Origin of the sequence: Cellulomonas fimi (assembly GCF_028583725.1) — a bacterium.
GTDB classification, from domain to species: domain Bacteria; phylum Actinomycetota; class Actinomycetes; order Actinomycetales; family Cellulomonadaceae; genus Cellulomonas; species Cellulomonas fimi_B.
Window position 1 is genome coordinate 2,587,828 of record NZ_CP110680.1, and the last position, 20,771, is coordinate 2,608,598.

Annotated in this window: 16 protein-coding genes and 1 riboswitch; of the genes, 3 read left to right on the forward strand and 13 right to left on the reverse strand. The window is 74.6% G+C overall.

The window, feature by feature from the left end:
* Positions 1-68: 68 nt before the first annotated feature.
* The 8 genes from argH to argC are packed head-to-tail and all read right to left on the reverse strand — an operon-like array spanning position 69 to position 8,883.
* The gene (gene argH, locus OOT42_RS11710; protein ID WP_273651388.1) at positions 69-1,496 is read right to left on the reverse strand and encodes an argininosuccinate lyase; all 1,428 of its coding nucleotides are present in this window, start codon (positions 1,494-1,496) and stop codon (positions 69-71) included.
* Positions 1,489-2,730 (reverse strand): argininosuccinate synthase, encoded by a 1,242-nt coding sequence (locus OOT42_RS11715; protein WP_273651389.1) that lies wholly within the window; start codon positions 2,728-2,730, stop codon positions 1,489-1,491. Before OOT42_RS11715 ends, argH begins: the two co-directional genes overlap by 8 nt.
* 42 nt (positions 2,731-2,772) lie before the next feature.
* The gene (locus tag OOT42_RS11720; protein ID WP_273651390.1) at positions 2,773-3,357 is read right to left on the reverse strand and encodes an arginine repressor; all 585 of its coding nucleotides are present in this window, start codon (positions 3,355-3,357) and stop codon (positions 2,773-2,775) included.
* Positions 3,336-4,268, reverse strand: a complete 933-nt coding sequence (gene argF, locus OOT42_RS11725) for an ornithine carbamoyltransferase (protein WP_273651391.1) — start codon at positions 4,266-4,268, stop codon at positions 3,336-3,338. The genes OOT42_RS11720 and argF overlap by 22 nt, the downstream gene beginning before the upstream one ends.
* Entirely contained in the window at positions 4,265-5,572 is a 1,308-nt protein-coding gene (locus OOT42_RS11730) for an acetylornithine transaminase (RefSeq protein WP_273651392.1), read from the reverse strand. The genes argF and OOT42_RS11730 overlap by 4 nt, the downstream gene beginning before the upstream one ends.
* The gene (gene argB / locus OOT42_RS11735) at positions 5,569-6,555 is read right to left on the reverse strand and encodes an acetylglutamate kinase (RefSeq protein WP_273651393.1); all 987 of its coding nucleotides are present in this window, start codon (positions 6,553-6,555) and stop codon (positions 5,569-5,571) included. Before argB ends, OOT42_RS11730 begins: the two co-directional genes overlap by 4 nt.
* Positions 6,552-7,769, reverse strand: coding sequence for a bifunctional glutamate N-acetyltransferase/amino-acid acetyltransferase ArgJ (gene argJ, locus OOT42_RS11740; protein ID WP_273651394.1), 1,218 nt, complete (start codon positions 7,767-7,769; stop codon positions 6,552-6,554). The genes argB and argJ overlap by 4 nt, the downstream gene beginning before the upstream one ends.
* Before the next feature lie 49 nt (positions 7,770-7,818).
* Positions 7,819-8,883 (reverse strand): N-acetyl-gamma-glutamyl-phosphate reductase, encoded by a 1,065-nt coding sequence (gene argC / locus OOT42_RS11745; protein ID WP_273651395.1) that lies wholly within the window; start codon positions 8,881-8,883, stop codon positions 7,819-7,821.
* Positions 8,884-8,965: 82 nt separating this feature from the next.
* Between argC and OOT42_RS11750 the strand changes: the two genes are divergently transcribed.
* Genes OOT42_RS11750 through OOT42_RS11760 form a run of 3 tightly spaced genes read left to right on the forward strand, consistent with a single transcriptional unit; the run spans position 8,966 to position 12,083 of the window.
* A complete protein-coding gene (locus OOT42_RS11750) occupies positions 8,966-9,949 on the forward strand; it encodes a quinone oxidoreductase family protein (RefSeq protein ID WP_273651396.1) in 984 nt (327 codons plus the stop codon).
* The gene (locus tag OOT42_RS11755) at positions 9,946-10,725 is read left to right on the forward strand and encodes a DsbA family oxidoreductase (protein ID WP_273651397.1); all 780 of its coding nucleotides are present in this window, start codon (positions 9,946-9,948) and stop codon (positions 10,723-10,725) included. The genes OOT42_RS11750 and OOT42_RS11755 overlap by 4 nt, the downstream gene beginning before the upstream one ends.
* Before the next feature lie 47 nt (positions 10,726-10,772).
* Complete coding sequence (locus OOT42_RS11760; RefSeq protein WP_273651398.1) at positions 10,773-12,083, forward strand: TrpB-like pyridoxal phosphate-dependent enzyme; 1,311 nt, start codon at positions 10,773-10,775, stop codon at positions 12,081-12,083.
* A gap of 46 nt (positions 12,084-12,129) precedes the next feature.
* Here the strand turns inward: OOT42_RS11760 and thiD are convergent, their stop codons facing one another.
* The 5 genes from thiD to OOT42_RS11785 all read right to left on the reverse strand — a co-directional run bounded on the left by thiD (position 12,130) and on the right by OOT42_RS11785 (position 20,728).
* Positions 12,130-13,626, reverse strand: coding sequence for a bifunctional hydroxymethylpyrimidine kinase/phosphomethylpyrimidine kinase (gene thiD, locus OOT42_RS11765; RefSeq protein ID WP_273651399.1), 1,497 nt, complete (start codon positions 13,624-13,626; stop codon positions 12,130-12,132).
* A complete protein-coding gene (thiE, locus tag OOT42_RS11770) occupies positions 13,623-14,372 on the reverse strand; it encodes a thiamine phosphate synthase (protein WP_273651400.1) in 750 nt (249 codons plus the stop codon). The genes thiD and thiE overlap by 4 nt, the downstream gene beginning before the upstream one ends.
* Complete coding sequence (thiM, locus tag OOT42_RS11775) at positions 14,369-15,232, reverse strand: hydroxyethylthiazole kinase (protein ID WP_273651401.1); 864 nt, start codon at positions 15,230-15,232, stop codon at positions 14,369-14,371. Before thiM ends, thiE begins: the two co-directional genes overlap by 4 nt.
* Positions 15,226-15,337, reverse strand: a riboswitch (TPP riboswitch). Its footprint overlaps the gene before it by 7 nt.
* 94 nt (positions 15,338-15,431) lie before the next feature.
* Positions 15,432-15,653: a hypothetical protein gene (locus OOT42_RS11780; protein ID WP_273651402.1), complete on the reverse strand. Its 222-nt coding sequence runs from the start codon at positions 15,651-15,653 to the stop codon at positions 15,432-15,434.
* A gap of 113 nt (positions 15,654-15,766) precedes the next feature.
* Entirely contained in the window at positions 15,767-20,728 is a 4,962-nt protein-coding gene (locus OOT42_RS11785; RefSeq protein WP_273651403.1) for an ExeM/NucH family extracellular endonuclease, read from the reverse strand.
* Positions 20,729-20,771 lie beyond the last annotated feature (43 nt).

The window sequence follows — 20,771 nt, forward strand, 5'->3', positions numbered from 1 at the left end:
CACGACCGTGCGCGGGGTTCTCAGGGCCCATCGGCAGGCGGGCCCCCGCGATGAGGACCCGCCCGCCGTCAGATGTGCGCGAACCGCGTCCGCAGCGCCGCCGCGGCGTCACGGGCGGCCGCGAGCTGCTCCGCGACGCGCACCGGCGCGGTGCCGCCCGTCGCGTCGCGCGACGCGAGCGAGCCCTCGACCGACAGGACCGAGCGGACCGCCGGGGTGAGGTGCGGCGAGATCGCCGCGAGCTCGTCGTCGGTGAGCTCCCAGAGCTCGATCGCGGGCTCGTGCTGCTCGCACGCGCGGACGCACGCGCCGGCGACCTCGTGCGCGACGCGGAACGGCACGCCCTCGCGCACGAGCCACTCGGCGATGTCCGTCGCGAGCGAGAACCCCTGCGGCGCGAGCGACGCCATGCGGTCGGTGTCGAACGTCAGCGTCGCGACCATGCCCGCGAACGCCGGCAGCAGGACCGTGAGCTGGTCGACCTGGTCGAACACCGGCTCCTTGTCCTCCTGCAGGTCGCGGTTGTACGCGAGCGGGAGGCCCTTGAGGGTCGTGAGCAGACCGGTGAGGTCGCCGACCAGACGGCCCGCCTTGCCGCGCGCGAGCTCGGCGACGTCCGGGTTCTTCTTCTGCGGCATGATGCTCGACCCCGTCGAGTACGCGTCGTGCAGGCGCACGAACCCGAACTCCTTGGTCGACCAGAGCACGACCTCCTCGGCCAGCCGCGACAGGTCGACCGCGAGCATCGCGGCGACGAACGCGAACTCGGCGACGACGTCGCGCGACGCGGTGCCGTCGATGGAGTTCTCGACCGGTCCGGCGAACCCCAGCTCGGCGGCCACCGCCGCGGGGTCGAGCCCGAGCGACGAGCCCGCGAGGGCGCCCGAACCGTACGGCGAGCTCGCGGCGCGCGCGTCCCAGTCGACCCAGCGCCCGACGTCGCGCAGCAGCGGCCACGCGTGCGCGAGCAGGTGGTGCGCGAGCAGGACGGGCTGCGCGTGCTGCAGGTGCGTCCGGCCGGGCATCGGGGCGTCGCCCGCCGCGCTCGCCTGCGCGACGAGCGCGTCGACGACGTCGAGGACCAGACCCGACAGGACGCGCGCCTGCTCGCGCAGGTACATCCGCACGAGCGTCGCGATCTGGTCGTTGCGCGAGCGCCCGGCCCGCAGCTTGCCGCCGAGCTCCGTGCCCGCGCGCTCGATCAGGCCGCGCTCGAGGGCCGTGTGCACGTCCTCGTCGTCGGGCGCCGGGCCGAACGCCCCGGACGCGACGTCGGCGCGCAGCCGCTCGAGCGCGTCGACCATGCCGTCGAGCTCGTCGGCGGTCAGCAGGCCCGCGCGGTGCAGGACGCGCGCGTGCGCGACCGACCCCGAGATGTCGTGGTCGGCGAGCCGCCAGTCGAAGTGCGTCGACCGTGACAGGTCGGCGAGCGCGGCGGCCGGTCCGGACGCGAACCGGCCGCCCCACAGGGCCAGCGGCGCCTGCTCGTCAGACACTGCCGATCCCGCCCTGCGAGCCGAGGTCCTCGGCGTTGCCGAAGCGCACGTCGCGGGCCGCGGCGAGCTTGGAGGACAGGCCGTAGATCTCGATGAAGCCCTTCGCCGCGGACTGGTCGAACGTGTCGCCCGTGTCGTAGGTCGCGAGGTTGAAGTCGTAGAGCGACGCGTCGGAGCGGCGGCCCGAGACGGTCGCGCGACCGCCGTGCAGGACGAGGCGGACGTCGCCCGAGACGTACTTCTGCGTGTCGTCGATGAAGACGTCGAGCGACTTCTTGAGCGGCGAGAACCACTGGCCGTCGTAGACGAGCTCGGTCCAGCGCTGCTCGACGCCACGCTTGAAGCGGGCCTGCTCGCGCTCGACGGTGACGTTCTCAAGCTCCTGGTGCGCGGCGATGAGCGCGATCGCGCCCGGCGCCTCGTACACCTCGCGGGACTTGATGCCGACGAGGCGGTCCTCGACGATGTCGATCCGGCCGACGCCCTGGGCGCCCGCGCGGCGGTTCATCTCCTGGATGGCCTGCAGCGGCGTCACCGGGACGCCGTCGAGCGCGACGGGCACGCCGGCCTCGAACGTCACGACGACCTCGTCGGCGACCGGCGGGAACGTCGGGTCGTCGGTGTAGGTGTAGACGTCCTTCGTCGGGGCGTTCCAGATGTCCTCGAGGAAGCCGGTCTCGACCGCGCGGCCCCACACGTTCTGGTCGATCGAGAACGGGTTGTGCTTGGTCGTCGCGATCGGGAGGTTGTGCTTCTCGGCGAAGTCGATCGCCTTGTCGCGGGTCAGCGCGAGGTCGCGGACCGGCGCGAGGCACGTGAGGTCGGGCGCGAGCGACGTGATGCCGACCTCGAAGCGGACCTGGTCGTTGCCCTTGCCGGTGCAGCCGTGGGCGACGGTCGTCGCGCCGAACTGGCGGGCCGCACGCACCAGGTGCTTGACGATGACCGGCCGCGACAGCGCGGAGACCAGCGGGTAGCGGTCGAGGTACAGGCCGTTCGCCTTGAGGGCGGGCATGCAGTACTCGGCGGCGAACTCGTCGCGCGCGTCGGCGACGTACGCCTCGACCGCGCCGCAGTCGAGCGCGCGCCGGCGGATGACCTCGAGGTCCTCGCCGCCCTGGCCGACGTCGACCGCCACGGCGATGACCTCGGCACCGGTGGCCTCGGCGATCCAGCCGATGCCGACGGACGTGTCCAGGCCGCCGGAGTACGCGAGGACGACACGCTCAGTCATGGAACTTCTCTCTTCTCAGGGGGTGTGCGGGTCTGGGGTTTCTCAGTCGAGGGTGCGCGGGCGCGACTCGGGTCGTGCGTCGGTCGCGAGCGCGAGGAAGCGGGCGGCGAGCGCCGTGCCCGCGGCCGTCGGCCCGCCGGGGTCGTCGCCCTCGCGGGCGATGACGAGCACGGTGTCATCGCCGGCGATGGTGCCGAGCACGGCGGGCAGCACCGAGTGGTCGATCGCCGACGCGAGGAACTGCGCCGCTCCCGGCGGGGTGCGCAGGACGACGAGGTTGCCCGACGCCTCGGCCGTGACCAGCAGCTCCGCGCACAGGCGCGCGAGGCGCGCGGCGAGCATCTCCTCGTCGACGCCGGTCGTGGCGGCGCGGTTGCCGCCCTCGGCCGGGACCGCGTAGGCGAGCGCGCCGGACGGCGTGCGGACCTTCACGGCCCGCAGCTCGACGAGGTCGCGCGAGAGCGTCGCCTGCGTCACGGTCACGCCCTCCGCGGCGAGGAGCTCGGCGAGCTGCTGCTGCGAGTGGACCGTGCCGCGGGTCAGCAGCGACTGGACGAGCGCCTGCCGCGCCGCCTTCGTCGACGGGACCGCCCCGGACGCGACCGTCACGACCGCTCCAGCAGCCACGTGAGGAGCGCCTTCTGCGCGTGCAGGCGGAACTCGGCCTCGTCCCAGACGACCGACTGCGGGCCGTCGAGCACGTCCGCGGTGATCTCCTTGCCGCGGTAGGCGGGCAGGCAGTGCAGGACGATCGCGTCGGGTGCGGCGAGCGCGAGCGCGGCCGCGTCGACGCGGAAGGGCACGAACGGCGTCTCGCGCTCGGCCGCCTCGCCCTCCTGGCCCATCGACACCCACGTGTCGGTCGCGACGACGTCCGCGCCCTTCACCGCCTCGGCGAGCGAGCCGACGACCGTCACGGACCCGCCGGTGCGCTCCGCGACCGCCGCCGCGTCGGCGAGGACCGACGCGTCGGGCTGGTAGCCGTCGGGCGTGCCGATGCGCACGTGCAGCCCCGCGGTCGCGCCGCCGAGCAGGTAGGAGTGCGCCATGTTGTTCGCGCCGTCGCCGACGTAGGCGAGCGTCTGCCCCGCGAGGCGACCGACTCCCCCGCGGTGCAGGGCGATCGTCGCGAGGTCGGCCAGGATCTGGCACGGGTGGAACAGGTCGGTGAGCGCGTTCACGACGGGCACGCCCCCGTGCAGCGCCATCTCCTCGAGCCGCTCCTGCGCATAGGTGCGCCAGACGACCGCGGCGACCTGCCGGCCGAGGACCCGCGCGGTGTCGGCGACGGACTCGCGCACGCCGATCTGGGCGAGCGAGCCCTCGACGAGCAGCGGGTAGCCGCCGAGCTCCGCGATGCCCGTGGTGAAGGACACCTGCGTGCGCAGCGTCGGCTTGTCGAAGATCACGGCGACCGCGCGCGGGCCGACGAGCGGGCGGCGGACGTAGCGGTCGTCGCGGAACGCGAGCGCGAGCTCGAGCACCTCGCGCTGCTCCGCGGGCGTGAGGTCGTCGTCGCGCAGGAAGTGCCGGGTCATGCCTCCACCCCCAGGTCCGCCGGGAGTGTCGCGAGGAAGTCGACGAACGTCCCGGCCTGCTCCTCGGTGAGGACGAACGGCGGGGCGAGCCGGATCGTGGTCGGGGTGCAGGGGTTCACGACGAAGCCCGCCTCCAGTGCGAGCGCCGCGACCTGAGGCGCGACCGGCCGCGCGAGCTCGATCGCGATCAGCAGACCCTGGCCGCGCACGTCGGTCACGAGCGGGTGCCCGAGGCCCGCGATCCGGCCGCGCACCGTGGCGCCCAGCGTCCGGACGTGGCCGAGCAGGCCGTCGCGCTCGATGACCGCGATCGTCGCGAGGCCCGCCGCCGCGGCGACCGGGTTGCCGCCGAACGTCGTGCCGTGCTGGCCGCGGCCGAGCAGCGTCGCCGTCCGCTCGCCGTACGCGACGAGCGCGCCGACCGGGAAGCCGCCGCCGAGGCCCTTCGCGAGCGTCACCGCGTCGGGCACCACACCGCCCCCGATCTCCGGCTGCTGGTGGGCGAGCCACGAGCCCGTCCGGCCCATGCCCGTCTGGACCTCGTCGAGGATCAGCAGCACACCGTGCTCGGCCGTCAGGCGCCGTGCGAGGGCGAGGTAGCCGGGCGGCAGCGGCCGGACGCCCGCCTCGCCCTGGATCGGCTCGACGAACAGCGCGGCGACCGTCGCGCCGGCGCCGTCGGCGAACGCGGCCTCGAGCGCGGCGGAGTCGCCGAACGGCAGGAACTCGACACCGCCCGGCAGCGGCTCGAACGGCTCGCGGTACGCGGCCTTGTGCGTGAGCGCGAGCGCGCCCATCGACCGGCCGTGGAACGCGCCCTCGAGTGCGAGGACCCGCGGCCTGTCCGGGCCGCCGTTGCGCCGCGCGAGCTTGAACGCCGCCTCGTTCGCCTCGGTGCCGGAGTTGGTGAGGAAGACCCGCGAACCCTCCGGCGCCTGCGCGAGCTCCAGCAGCCGCTCCGCGAACGCGATCTGCGTCGGGCTCGCGAAGAAGTTCGAGACGTGGCCGAGCGTGCCGAGCTGCGCGCTGATCGCGGCCGTCAGGGTCGGGTGGGCGTGGCCGAGCGAGTTGACCGCGATCCCGCCGAGCAGGTCGAGGTAGCGGCGGCCGTCGGCGTCCCAGACGTACGGGCCCTCGCCGCGCACGAGGACGCGCTGCGGCGCGCCGAACGTGTCCATCAGCGCGTGCGTGTACCGCTCGGTCCACTGCGCGACCGAGCCGTCGACGGCCTGCACCGGCAGCGACGCGTCGGGCGCCGCCGCGGCCCGGTGCCGCGCACCCGAGGGCGTGACGTCGGTGCTCATGCGGTGACCTCCGGGGTGGGCCGGACGGCCGGCACGGGGGCGGTGAACGGGGCGTCGGCGGGCTCCTCGTCGGGCAGCACCATCGTGCCGATGCCGTCGGACGTGAAGACCTCGACGAGGATCGAGTGCGGGGCGCGACCGTCGATGACGTGGGCGCGGCCGACCCCGCCCTCGACGGCGCGCCAGCACGCCTCCATCTTGGGGCGCATGCCGGCGTCGAGCGTGGGCAGCAGCTCGGCGAGCTCCGCCGCGCGCAGGCGCCGCACGAGCGACGTGCGGTCGGGCCAGCTCGTGTAGAGGCCCTCGACGTCGGTGAGCACGATGAGCTTGCGCGCGCCGAGCGCGACCGCGAGCGCCGCGGCGGCCGTGTCGGCGTTGACGTTGAGCACCTGGGTCGGGTCCTCGATGTCCGGGGCGACCGTCGAGACGACCGGGATGCGGCCCGCGTCGAGCAGGTCCTGCACGGCGCTCGGGTTCACGTGCACGACGTCGCCCACGAGGCCGATGTCGACGTGCTCGCCGTCGACGACCGCCGTGCGCCGGCGCGCCTGGAACAGGCCGCCGTCCTCGCCGGACAGCCCGACGGCGTGCGGTCCGTGCGCGTTGAGCAGGCCGACGAGCTCGCGGGACACCTGCCCCGTGAGCACCATCCGGACGACGTCCATGGCCTCGGGGGTCGTGACGCGCAGGCCGCCGCGGAACTCGGACTCGATGCCGAGGCGGTCGAGCATCGCGTTGATCTGCGGGCCGCCGCCGTGCACCACGACCGGCCGCAGGCCGACCTGGTGGAGGAACACCATGTCCTCGGCGAAGGCGCGCTTCAGCGTCTCGTCGATCATGGCGTTGCCGCCGTACTTCACGACGACGAGCGCACCGTTGAACTTCTGCAGCCACGGCAGGGCCTGGATGAGGACCTCGGCCTTCTGGTCGGGGCGCAGGTCGGTCCGGGTGTCGAAGACGAAGTCGTCGGGGATGCCGCTCATGTGGAGTACGCGCTGTTCTCGTGGACGTAGTCGTGCGTGAGGTCGTTGGTCCAGATCGTCGCGAGCTCGCTGCCCGCGTGGAGGTCGATGAGGACGTGCACCTCGCGGTTCGCGGCGAGGTCCACCTCGGTGCGCGGTGCGTGCGCTCCTCCGGCCCGGCACACCTGGACGCCGTTGATCGTGACGTCGAGGAGGTCGGGGTCGAACGCGGCGACGGACTCCGGGACCGTCCCGACCTGCGCGAGCACGCGGCCCCAGTTGGGGTCGTTGCCGAAGATCGCCGCCTTGAAGAGGTTGGACCGTGCGACCGCGCGACCGACCGCCACCGCGGCGTCCTCGGTCTCGGCGCCCACGACGGTGATCGCGATGTCGTGCGTCGCCCCCTCGGCGTCGGCGACGAGCTGCCGCGCGAGCTGACCGCACACGGCGGTGAGCGCGGCCGCGAAGCCCGCCGGGTCGGGGGTCGCACCGCTCGCACCCGAGACCAGCAGGGCGACCGTGTCGGAGGTCGACATGCAGCCGTCGGAGTCGACGCGGTCGAAGGTCGCGCGTGTGGCCGTGCGCAGCGCGTCGGCGGCGACGTCCGCGTCCACGACCGCGTCGGTCGTGATGACGCACAGCATCGTCGCCAGGCCGGGCGCGAGCATGCCCGCACCCTTCGCCATGCCTCCGACGGTGAACGTCCCGAAGTCGCCCGGGACCGTGACGTGCGCGGTCTTGGCGACCGTGTCGGTCGTCATGATCGCGGTCGCGGCGTCGGGGCCGCCCTCGCCGTGCAGGGCGGCGGCGGCGTCGTCGACGCCCGCGAGGAGCTTCTCGATCGGCAGCCGCTCGCCGATCAGGCCGGTCGACGCGACGACCACGTCGCCCGCGGACACGCCGAGCACGTCGGCGACCTTCTCGGCCGTGCGGTGCACGTCGGCGAACCCGTCCGGGCCCGTGCAGACGTTGGCGCCGCCCGAGTTGAGCACGACGGCCGAGACCGTGCTGTCGGCGACGACCTGGCGCGACCAGACGACGGGCGCGCCGACGACGCGGTTCGTCGTGAAGACGGCCGTACCGACCTGCAGCGGGCCGTCGTTGACGACGAGCGCGAGGTCGGGGCGGCCGGACGCCTTGAGCCCGGCGGTCACGCCGGACGCGCGGAAGCCCGCGGCGGCGGTCACGCCCGGCGAGGCGAGGTCGTCGGTGTCGACGGCGGTCTGCTGACCCATCAGTCCTCCTGGTCCACGGTGCGGCCGGTGACCGCGCTGGTCACGGCGCTCACGGTGCCACGCCCTCGACCGGGAGGCCGAGCGTCTCGGGCAGGCCGAGCGCGAGGTTGAGCGACTGCAGCGCACCGCCCGCGGTCCCCTTGACGAGGTTGTCGATCGCCGTGACCGTCACGACGCGGCCGGCGCGCGCGTCGACCGCGACCTGCACGAGCGCGGTGTTCGCGCCCAGCGTCGCAGCCGTGGTCGGCCACTGCCCCTCGGGCAGCAGGTGCACGAAGGGCTCGTCGGCGTAGGCGGCCTCCCACGCGGCCCGCACCGCGGCCGGGTCGGTGCCCTCGACGAGCCGGGCGGTCGCCGTCGCGAGGATGCCGCGCGACATCGGGACGAGCGTCGGGGTGAACGAGATCGTCACGTCGGGTGCGCCCGCGGCCTGGAGGTTCTGGGCGATCTCCGGGATGTGCCGGTGCGTGCCGCCGACGGCGTACGGCTGCGCGGAGCCGAGGGCCTCGCTCGCGAGGAGGTGCGACTTGAGGGTCCGACCGGCGCCGGAGTAGCCGACGGCGAGGACCGCGACCACGTCGACGGGCTCGATCACGCCCGCGGCGACGCCGGGCTGCAGGCCCAAGGTGACGGCGGTGACGTTGCAGCCGGGGACGGCGATGCGCCGGGCGGCCGCGAGCGCTGCACGCTGGGCGGCGGCGGTCCGCTCCCCGGCGTGCAGGAGCTCGGGCAGGCCGTAGGGCCAGGTCCCGGCGTGCGCGCTGCCGTAGTACGTCTCCCACGCGACGGGGTCGACGAGGCGGTGGTCGGCGCCGAGGTCGACGACGACCGCGTCGTCCCCGCGCGCGGCGAGCTCGGCGGCGACGGCTCCACTGGCGCCGTGCGGCAGGGCGAGGACGACGACGTCGTGGCCGGCCAGCGCGTCGACCTCGGTCGGCGCGAGGACCCGGTCGGCGAGCGAGCGCAGGTGCGGCTGCAGCCCGCCGAGCGCGGCCCCGGCGTTCGAGTGGGCGGTCAGGGTGCCGATGCGGGCCTCGGGGTGCGCGAGGAGCACCCGGAGCATCTCGCCCCCGGCGTACCCGCTGGCCCCGGCGACCGCCACGCTGAACGTCATGTGCATGAACATACACGGTGCTGCACGAAGATACGTGCAGTATTCCGGGATGACGGGCCGCGGCGGACGCGTTGCGGCAGACGTGCGCGCCATCCTCGCCACCGCCGCCGGCGGTCCCGACGTCCTCGAGCTCCGCGACGTGCCCGACCCGGAGCCGGCACGCGACCAGGTGCTGGTCCGCGTCGCCGCGGCGGGCGTCAACTTCATCGACACCTACCGCCGCAGCGGTGTCTACCGGGTGCCGTACCCGCACGTGGTCGGCGCCGAGGGGTCCGGCGAGGTCGTCGCCGTCGGTGCCGACGTCACACTCGTCGCCCCCGGTGACCGCGTCGCGTGGGCCGCCTCCCCCGGCGCGTACGCCGAGCTCGCGCTCGTCGCCGAACGGGACGTGCTGGTCGTGCCCGACGGCGTCGACGACCAGGTCGCCGCCGCGCTCCCCTTGCAGGGCATGACCGCGCACTACCTCGTGACGTCGTCGTTCCCCGTCGCGCCCGGCCACGACGTGCTCGTGCACGCCGCTGCCGGCGGCGTCGGGCTCCTGCTCACACAGCTCGCCGCCCAGCGCGGCGCACGGGTGATCGCGACCGTCGGCACCGCCGAGAAGGAGGCACTCGCGCGCGAGGCCGGTGCCGCCGACGTCATCCGCTACCGCGAGCTCGGCGACCTCACGGCCGAGCTGCCCGCGCTCGTGCGCGACCTCACCGGCGGGCGCGGCGTGCACGCCGTCTACGACTCGGTCGGCAAGGACACCTTCGACGCGTCGCTCGCGTCGCTCGCCCGGCGCGGCACCCTCGTCCTGTTCGGCGCGTCGTCAGGGCCGGTGCCACCGTTCGACCCGCAGCGCCTCAACTCCGGCGGCTCGCTCTTCCTCACCCGCCCGACGCTCGGCGACCACACCGCCACGCGCGACGAGCTCGAGTGGCGCGCCCGCGAGCTGTTCGACGCCGTCCGGGCGGGCACGCTCGACGTGCGCGTCGGCGCCACGTTCCCCCTGGCCGACGCGGCCGACGCCCACCGCGCGCTCGAGTCGCGCGCCACCACCGGAAAGGTCCTGATCCTCCCGTGACCACCCTCCCCACCCTCGACCACGTCGACGGGTCCGTCGTCGGCCCGCGCGCGCTCCACGTCGAGGTCTGGTCCGACATCGCGTGCCCGTGGTGCTTCATCGGCAAGCGCCGGTTCGCGTCCGCCCTGGCCGAGTTCCCGCACCGCGAGCACGTGCGCGTCACCTGGCGCTCCTACGAGCTCTCCCCCGACACGCCGACCGGCCCGGGACGTCCCGAGGTCGACGCGCTCGTCGAGCACAAGGGCCTCCCGGCCGACCGCGTGCGCGAGATGTTCGCGCACGTCACGGCCGTCGCCGCGGGTGAGGGTCTCGCGTACGACTTCGACCGCGCGCTCGCGTTCAACACGTTCGACGCCCACCGGCTCGTGCACGTCGCGGCCGAGGTCGGCGGTGCACCGCTCGCGGACGCGCTCGTCGAGACGCTGTTCTCGGCGCACTTCGAGCACGGGCGCGACCTCGGCGACCCGGCGACGCTCGTCGAGCTCGCGGGCGCGGCAGGGTTCGGCGCGGCGGGGCTCTCCGACGACGCCGTCCGCGAGGTGCTCGACGGCGACCGCGCCGCCGACGCGGTGCGTGCCGACGAGGCGCAGGCCCGCCTGCTCGGCGTCACGGGCGTGCCGTTCTTCGTCGTCGACCGCCGCATCGCCGTGTCCGGTGCCCAGCCCGCCGCCGTGTTCACGCAGCTGCTCGAGGCCGCCTGGCGTGAGGCGAACCCGCTGACGGTGCTGGGCGACGCCGACGCGGCGGCCTGCACGGACGACTCCTGCGCGATCTGAGCGCCGATCCCCTCCCGGGGCGCCGTCGTCCGGCCTAGGGTCACGCCATGACCACCACGCCCGACGACGTGCGCCCCGCCCCCCGGACCGACCCGCTCGGGATCACCGTCCCCTCGACGGTCCCGACCCACTGGTACAACCTCGCGGCCGACCTGCCCGAGCCGTGCCCGCCCGCGCTGCACCCCGGCACGCGCGAGCCGCTCACGCCCGACGACCTCGCGCCGCTGTTCCCGATGGCGCTCATCGCGCAGGAGGTCACGACCGAGCGCTGGGTCGAGATCCCGCAGACCGTCCGCGAGCTGTACGCGCTGTGGCGGCCGTCGCCGCTGGTCCGGGCCGTCCGGCTGGAGCGTGCGCTGGGGACGCCCGCGCGGATCTACTACAAGTACGAGGGCGTGAGCCCGGTCGGGTCGCACAAGCCGAACACGGCCGTCGCGCAGGCGTACTACAACGCCGTCGAGGGGATCAGGAAGCTCACGACCGAGACCGGGGCCGGCCAGTGGGGCGCGTCGCTGTCGATGGCGTGCGCGCTGCTCGGGCTCGAGTGCGAGGTCTGGCAGGTGCGCGCGTCCTACGACGCCAAGCCGTACCGCCGCATGCAGATGGAGACGTACGGCGGCGTGTGCCACCCGTCCCCGTCCAACCTCACCGAGGCCGGTCGTGCGATGCTCGCCGCCGACCCCGACACCACCGGGTCGCTCGGCATGGCGATCAGCGAGGCCGTCGAGGCCGCCGCCACGAACCCGGCGGCGCACTACGCGCTCGGGTCGGTGCTGAACCACGTGCTGCTGCACCAGTCCGTGATCGGTCAGGAGGCCCTCGCCCAGCTCGACGAGATCGGCGAGACCGCCGACGTCGTGTTCGGCTGCGCGGGCGGCGGGTCGAACCTCGGCGGCCTCGCGTTCCCGTTCCTCGGCCGCAACCTGCGCGACGGCGCCACGACGCGCGTCGTCGCGTGCGAGCCCGCCGCGTGCCCGTCGATGACGCAGGGCGAGTACCGGTACGACTTCGGCGACGTCGCCGGGCTCACGCCGCTGCTCAAGATGCACACGCTCGGGAAGGACTTCGTGCCGCCGCCCATCCACGCCGGCGGCCTGCGCTACCACGGCATGGCGCCCATGGTGTCGCACGCCTACGAGCTCGGGCTGCTGTCCGCGATCGCCGTCGAGCAGGAGGACGCGTTCGCCGCGGGCGTCGAGTTCGCGCGCGCCGAGGGGATCATCCCCGCACCCGAGTCGACGCACGCCGTGGCCGGCGCGATCGCGCACGCGCGCGCCGCGACCGAGGCGGAGACGATCGTCATCGGTCTGTCGGGCAACGGCATCCTCGACCTGCCCGCGTACCACCAGTACCTCTGAGGTGGCGCCGCGGCCCGGGCGACGTGTCCCGGGCCGCGGCGGCACGTCACGGCACCGCGAGGACGACCGGCCGCTGCTTTCCCGTCACGGCGACGGTGACCTGGCCGAAGAACGCGACCTCGTGCCGGCACGACGCGTCGAAGGCGGCGACCATGCGCTCCCGGGTCGCCGGGTCGGCGTGCTGCGCGGCGGCGTCGGCGAGCCGGCACGCGTGCGCGGCGTGGTCGGTGAACGGTGCGCTGCCGTACGTCGCGACCCAGTCGCGGTACGGGTGACCGGGGACGGCGTCCGCTGTCGCGAGCAGTGCGACGCCGACCTCCGCGTACACCCAGTAGCAGGGCAGCACCGCGGCGACGACCTCCGCGTACGAGCCGTGCGCCGCGACGGCGGCGAGGTGGTCGACGTACGCGCGCGTGACCGCCGACGGCGGCGACGACGGCCGGACCGCCGCCCGCGCGAGGTACGTCTCGTGCAGGCTCCGCTCGACCGCGAGCGACGAGTGCGCACCGCGCGCGAAGAACTCCTGCGCCTCGCCCGACGGCGCCAACGACGACGCGCGCGCGAGGACGCGCGAGTACGCCGTCAGGTAGATCGCGTCCTGGTGGAGCTGCTCGACGAACGCGTCGGCGGGCAGGCTGCCGTCGGCCAGACCGCGGACGAGCGGCTGCGCGAGCGACTGCGCGCACGCGGCGGCGAGCGTGTCGCCGACCTCGTCGGTGAACACGGGCAGCCCGAGCGACGGTGCGTGGTGGAAGTGGTCGACGGGACCGTGGCCGGAGCCGACGCGCAGCGCCTCCCCCGCCGCGATCGCACCGCCGAGCCAGCGCTTCGCGTCGCGCGCCGCCGAGACCCAGTCCGGCCTCCGGGGACGCAGCGCCGCGAGCGCCGCCGACAGCGAGCAGCCGGTGCCGTGCGTGCTCGTCGTCACGACGCGTGCGCCCGGCAGCTCGACGACCCGCTCGCGGTCCACGAGCGCGTCCGGGCTCTCCACGCCGGGGAGGTGGCCGCCCTTGACCAGCACCGCGACACCCGTCGCGCGCGCGAGCCTCGATGCCTGCTGCACCGCGTCCGCCCACGTGCCCGCGACCGGCTCACCGGCGAGCACGGCCAGCTCCGGCAGGTTGGGCGTGACGACGTCGGCGACCCCGAGCAGGCGGCGGACCGCGGCGACGGCGTCGTCGTCCAGCAGGCGGTCGCCGCTCGACGCGACCATCACCGGGTCGAGCACGACGAACGGTGGCCGGTGCAGCGCGAGCCAGTCGTGCACCGTGTCGGCCACCGCCGCCGTCGCGAGCATGCCGACCTTCACCGCGTCGACCGTGACGTCGTCCGACACGGCGTCGAGCTGCGCGCGCAGGAACCCGACGTCCGGCACGAGCACGTCGCGGACGCCCCGGGTGTTCTGGGCGACCAGCGCGGTGACGACCGCCATGCCGTACGCGCCGTGCGCGGCGAACGACTTGAGGTCGGCCTGGACGCCGGCTCCTCCGGTCGGGTCCGTGCCGGCGACCGAGAGGACCCGCGGGCGTGCAGCCGCGGTCACCGGGTCACCCTCGCCGCCGCGCCCGACGCGGTCGCTGCCGACGCCGTGACGTCCGTCGCCGCCGCGGTCCCCACCGCCGCGGCCGTCGCGCGCCCCGCACCCGTCCACGCCGCGACCAGGGCCGCGGACGCGCGCGCGGGGTCCGGGGCCGCGCAGACCGCGGACACGACGGCGATGCCGTGCGCCCCCGCGGCGCGCACCTCGGCCACGTCGGCGACGCCGAGGCCGCCGATCGCGACGACCGGCAGCGGGCTGAGGTCCGCCGCGACGCGCAGGCCGTCGAGCCCGAGCGGCGGTCCGGCGTCGGGCTTGGTCGCGGTCCCCCGGACCGGTCCGACGCCGACGTAGTCGGCGACGTCCGCGTCGACGCGCGCGAGGTGCTCCGCGGTCGCGGCGGACACCCCCACGACGGCGTCGTCACCGAGCAGCCGTCGCACGTCGGCGACATCGAGGTCGCCCTGGCCGACGTGGACGCCGGCGACCGCGCAGCCGCGCCCACGGGCCGCGAGCGCCACGTCGACGCGGTCGTCGACGATCACCAGCGCGCCGGTGCCGTCGACGGCTCGGGTCACGTCGACCGTGAAGGCGACGAGGTCGCGGACCGGGGCACGCTTGGCGCGGACCTGCAGCACGCGCACCCCGGCCGCGACGGCGACACGCGCCACGTCGGCGGGGCGGCGCGCCGCCGCGGCGCACGTGTCCGCGTCGACCACGAGGTACGGCCCGGGCGGCAGGGCGCGCGTCACGCGGGCACCGCCGCGCGCTCGACCGTCGCCGCCGTGAGGACGCGCGCCGCGAGGTCGTCCGGCGCGAGCGCGAAGAGGTGGTCCACGAGCGCCACCTGGAAGGACGCCGGACCGGCGGCGCCCTCGGCCGCGCGCTCGGCGGCGAGGCCGAGGGCGGTCGACGCGCCCACGGCGGCGACGAGCGGCTCGGTCACGGCGGCGAACGCGGCCACGAGGCCGCCGAGCGCGCATCCGGCACCGGTGATCCGGGTGAGCAGGGGGTGCCCGACGGTCAGGCGCACGTCGTGTGCGCCGTCGGTGACGAGGTCGACCGGTCCGGACACGGCGACGACCGTGCCGTGCCGGGCCGCGAGGTCGGAGGCGGCCGCGCGAGCGCTGTCGACCGCGTCGCGCGCGTCGACGCCTCGCCCCGCGGAGAGTCGACCCGCGAGCGCGCGCACCTCGCTCGCATTCCCGCGGACGACCGCCGGACCCTGCGCGACGAGCCGGGCCGCGAGGCGCGTCCGCACCGAGAGGACGCCCACCGCGACGGGGTCGAGCACCCAGGGGGTGCGCGCGCCGCTCGCGGCGGCGACGGTCGTCTCGACGCACGCGCGCAGGTCGGGGTCGGGGGTGCCGAGGTTGACGAGGACGGCGCCCGCGGCGCCGGCGAGCTCCTCGGCCTCGCCCGGGACGGCCGCCATCGCGGGCGACGCGCCGATCGCGAGCAGCGTGCTCGCGACGAGGTGGGTCGTGACCTCGTTCGTCAGGCACTGGACGAGCGGCGTCGCCGCGCGGAGGTCCGTGAGGGCCTCCCCGGCGGCGTCGGCGAGCGCGAGCGCGTCGCCGTGCGGGTCGGTGGACGGGTGGGCAGACGTCATCGCGACGACATCCCTTCGCTAGTACGAACTAGATCAGGTTCGGCGGGTGTGATCTCAGCCCTCGGCCGCCCTCTCGGGCGGTGCGGGGCACCCCGTGTCAGTGCGCTCAGGCTAGCCACGACGCCGACGACCCGTCGGCCCACGGTTCACCAGGTGGACCGACGGGTCGTCGGGCGTCGTCGGGTGTCGTCGGGCGGGGCTACCGCGCGGTGCCCCAGGTGTGGCCGCCGGTGGGGCCGCGGTGCTCGAACCAGACGACGCGGTCGTCGGGGTCGACCCAGCCGGCGACCGCGGGCACGGCGAGGGGGTCCGGCGCCCAGACACCGCCCGGCGTGTGCCGCTGCTCGGGCGGCTGCCAGGGCTGCGGTCCGGAGGTGACGCGCGGGAGCGGGCGTCGGTCGGTGCGCGACTGATCGGCCATGGGACCAGCGTCCCCCTTCCGGCGTATGCGGCACATGGGACAAAGGGCCGTCATGCGACGACGGCCCGGCCACCGCCCTCGACGGGCGGACGGCCGGGCCGTCGACTGCTGCGTCAGCGCGTGACGCGGACCGTCACCGGGTCGCTCGTGCTGGGCGCGACGTTCGGGTCGCTCGGCACGAAGGTCGCGGTGTAGGTGTGCGTCCCGACGGGCGCGTCGTGCGGCACACGACCGATCGCGACACCGAGGACGACGTCGTGGCGGCTGACCACGGTGGTGCCCTCACGGATCTCGACCTTCCCGGACGGGATCCGCAGGTTCTCCTGCACGACGCCCGCGACGAGCAGCGTCGGCAGGAGCGAGCCCTGCTTCTGCGTCGTGCGGGTGGCGAGCAAGCCCGTGTGCGTCTTCACCTGGGTGACGGTGACCGTCACCGGCTCGGACTGCGACGGCGCCACGTCGGCGGTACCGGCGAACCGGGCGACGACCTCGTAGGTCCCGGCGGGCGTGCTCGCCGGGAGCGTGAAGGTCGCCTTGCCCTGCTTCGACAGGGTCTCGGCGCCGAGGACGGTGTCACCGGCGACGAACTCGACGGTGGCCCCCTTCACGGCCGCGTCGGACGTGACCGTCGCGGTGAGCTTGGCCTTCGACTTGCCGAAGACCTGGCTCGTCGGCTTCGCGGTGAGCGTCGTGGTGGACGACGCCCGGCCCTCCTCGACCGTGAGCGGCAGCGTCACGGTGGTGCCGCTGGGGCTCGCGACGAGCGTGAGGACGTGCGCCCCGGCGGGGGTGCCCTCCGGGACGGTCACGGCGACCGTGGCCGCGCCGTTCGTCACGGCAGCCGTGCCGATCGACTGGCCGTCGACGCGCACGTCGAGCGACGTGTTGAGCGGCGAGCCGAGGCTCGTCAGGTCGAGCCCGGTGACGTCGAACGCGAGCTGACCGCCCGCCTCGACGGTCGTCGGCACGTCGGCGAGGCCCACGGCCTGCCGCGCGAAGTCCGGCGACAGGTTCGGGTGCGCCTGCAGGTAGGCGATCCACGCGTCCCGGTCGATGAGACCCGAGTCCGCCGTGTCGGCGCCGTCCTCGAACACCCGGAAGTTGTCGCCGCCCTGCGCGAGGAACGAGAACGTGCCGATGCGGTACTCGGCCTCCGGGTCGAGCGGCTCGCCGTTCACCGTGACCGACGTGATGTGCGACCCGAGCGGTGCATCGGGGTCGTACGTGTAGGTGACGTTCGACGACAGGCCGAGCTGCAGGTAGGGGCGGCTCGGGATGGTGCCGTCCCGGTTGGTCTGCCACTGCTGCTCGAGCATCGTCTTCACCTGGTCGCCCCTGAGGGTCGTGGTCCAGAGGTTGTTGACGAACGGCAGGACCGCGTTGGCCTCGGCGTAGGTGATGACGCCGTCGGGCGCGTAGAACAGCTCGTTGCGCATGCCGCCCGGGTTGACGACGCCGATGTCGGCACCGCCACGCTCGGGTGCGGCGAGCGTGTCGAGCAGCGAGTTCGCCACCAGGCCGCCGAGCGTCGACTCCTTGGACCGGTCGTCGCGGCCGGTGCTGGGCAGCGGGCCCGAGCCGACGTAGACGCCGTTCACGTAGGAGCCGCCGGAGTACGCGGTCGTGATGTCCGCGGTCACGGAACCGACGGGCTGGTTGCCGACGACGGCCGCGTACGCGAGCGCGTCGGTGACGATCTGGTTGACCGCCGCGACGCGCGGGAACGTGCTGATGAGCGTCGCGTCGGCGTCCGTGGTGCGCGGCACGTTGGTCTGCGTGTGCGCCGTGACCTCGTCCGTCTCCGGGTCGTACGTCAGCACGACCTTGCCGATGAACTCGCCGTAGGAACCGGTCTGGACGATCGGCCGCGTCCGGTCGGCGTCACCGGGGATCGGACCCTCCCACGCGTACTGCTTGTGGGTGTGGCCGGTGAAGATCGCGTCGACCGCGGCCGACGTGTCCTCGACGATCGCCGCGAAGGCGCCGCCGGCGGCGACCTCCTCCTCGAGCGTCGCGCCGTCGGGCGTGCCGGCGCCGGCGCCCTCGTGGTACTCGGCGACGAGCACGTCGGCCTCGCCGTTCGACGCGTCGCCGTCGGTGAGCTGCGCCGCGACGCGGTTGACGGCCTCGACGGGGTCGCCGAAGTCGAGCGTCGCGATGCCGCCCGGGGTGACGAGCGTCGGGGTCTCCTCGGTGACGGCGCCGATGACGCCGACGGTCACGCCGCCCATGTCGAGCAGCGCGTACTCCGGCAGCGCCGGGGTCGTCGTGCCCTTCTGGTAGACGTTCGCGCCGAGGTAGGTGAAGTCCGCCGCCGGGACCACGCGCCCGGTGAGGTCGCTGAACCCGCCGTCGAACTCGTGGTTGCCGACCGCGGACGCGCGCAGCTCGAGCGCGTTCAGCACGTCGATCGTCGGCTGGTCCTGCTGGACCGCCGACGCGAACAGCGAGGCGCCGATGTTGTCGCCCGCCGACAGGAACGCGACCGGGCCGGGGGCCGCCGCGCGCTCCTTCTCGACCGTCCCCGCGAACTTCACGGTGTTGGCGTCGATGCGCCCGTGGAAGTCGTTGATGTTGAGGAACGTGAGGTCGACCGGGCCGGTGTTGTCCCCGGCGGTGAGTCCGACGACGACCGGGTCGTGGTCGGACGACCGGTACACGTCGTCCGCGTAGAAGAGCGTGCCGTGGTAGTTGTACCGGCTGTACTCCAGCGCGATGGACTCCTCGGCGTTGATTTCCCACACGTCGGCCCCTGTCGCGCGCTCACGCGCGGCGGCGTTGAGGAGCACGTGGTCGAGCGAGCCGGACAGCCCGGAGAACGTGTACGACCACTGCCCCGGCGCGAGCTGGTCGACCGCGTCGACGTAGCCGGCGTCGTACAGGACCTGCAGCGGGTCCTCGTGCGTGTACGCGTTGAAGTCGCCGACGAGCGCGACGGCCTCGGTGTCGCCCTGGATCGTCGGCACCCAGTCCCGCAGCGCGGTCGCCTGGCGGACGCGCGACTCGTTCGACGCGCCCTGCCCGTCGCCCGCGTCCGCGTCACCGGGCCACGGACCGGCCGAGCCCTTCGACTTGAGGTGGTTGACGACGACGAGCACCGGCTCGCCGCCCGCGACGGGCGTGAACGCCTGTGCGATCGGCTCGCGCGCGTTCGCGAACGCCTGGCCGTCGGCGCTGGCCGTGCCGAGCGCGCGGGCGTCGCCCGTCCGCTCGACCGACGCGGTGCGGTAGATCAGCGCGTTGGTGATGGTGTCCTGCAGCTCGACCGCCGGCAGGTCCGCCGACGACGGGACGAACGCCCACGTGCCGGCCCCAGCCTCGGCGTTGAGCGCGTCGACCAGGGTGCCGAGCGCCTCGTCCGCGACGCCGTCGACGACCGCCGAGTTCTCGATCTCGAGCAGGCCCACGACGTCCGCGTCGAGCGCGTTGATCGCCGCGACGATCTTGTCCTGCTGACGCTGGAGGTCCGCTGGGTCCCACGCACCGCGCTGCGCGCAGCCCTCGTCGACCGTGACGGGGTCACCCGTGCGGTCACGGAACGGCACGCACGTCGCGCCCTGCGCGCCGAGGGTCGTGAAGTAGTTGAGCACGTTGAACGACGCCACCTTGACGTCGCCGCCGACGTCGGCGGGCGATGCGGTGCGGTCGTTCTCGAACGTCACCGGCGCGGTCCCGCCCGCCACGTACTGGCTGGTCGGGTTGAGCTTCCACGCGTTGTTGCGGTAGTCGACGATCACGGGCGCCTGGAACGTCGCGGCGGCACCGACGCGGACCGGGTTCGTGAGCGAGACGTACGGCGGCGTCTGCGACTGGTTCGCCGACGACAGGAAGTTCGTCGTCGCGCCGTCGTCGAGCACGACGCCGCGCGCCGCGTCGTCCGCGACGGTCGCCGTCGCCTCCGCGGAGCCCGGACGCCCGACCTCGGTCGGCTGGAGCAGCGGCGTCGTGCCCGCCGCGAGGCCGACCTCGCCGTACTGGTTGGTGGAGAACGTGTTCGCGACGGTGAAGTCACCGGTCGGCGCCAGCAGCATCGACTCGATCGCCTCGCGCGCCTCGGCCGTCGTCGGCCAGCCGCCGCTCAGCGGCGTGACCGCGCCGGGCGTGGCGAGCGCCTCGACGCCACCCGCCGCGACCGTGATCTCCGTGAGCCCGTTGAACTCGCTCACGACGCCCGTGACCTCGACGTGGTCGCCGATCGCCACCGAGCCGACGGTCGCCGACGAGAACACGAAGATCGCGTCCGACGCCGTGCGCGTCGGGTCGAGCGCGCCGCCCGTGCCGGCCGTCTGGATCACGTAGCCGTTGAAGCCGCCCGTCGGGTACGCCGCCGTGACGACACCCGTCGTCGTGACCGTCGCACCCTGCAGCGGCGACGCCGCGCCGGTGCCCTGGATCTCCGCGATCGTGTACGCGCCGTCACCCGGGTCGCCCGGGTCGCTGCCGTCGCCGGACTTCTGCGGCGTGGGCGTCCCGGCGGTGAAGTCGGCCGCGTTGTCCGCGGTGTTCGTGTGGGTCGCGTTGCGCGACACCGAGGTGGTGTTGGACGCCGCGGGGGCCGCCCCCGTGCCGCTGAAGTCGGTCGCCGTGCCGTAGCCGACGAGGTCGACGACCGCCGCCTGCGTGCTGCACGGGTTCGCGGCGGCTCCGCACGTGAGCGCGGTCGCGCTCGACGTCAGCGCGACCTTGCCGTTCGACGCGCCCATGAGCGTCGTGCCCTCGACGTCGACCTCGAACGCGGCCCCCGTCGCGCCCGAGCCCATGCCGACGAGCAGGCTGTCCCCGGCGGCCACGGACCCCGACAGGGCCGTGACCTGCCAGGACGTCCCCGTCGCCGACGCGTACTGCACCGCCCACCCGTCGACGCTGACGGGTGCCGTGGTCGTGTTCACCAGCTCGACGAAGTCGCGGTTGAACGGCGCGCCGGAGTTGCCGCCCCCGCCGTACACCTCGTTGATGACCAGGGGCGCCGTGGGTGACGGCGCCGCTGCCGCCTGTGTCGCCGCGGCCAGTGACCCGGCCGCCGCCAGCGCGAGGGCTGCGAGGCCCCCGGTCGCCGACTTCACTCCTGCGTGCACGTCGAGCTCTCCTTCATCGGGGGCACAAGAGATGCCCGCTCGT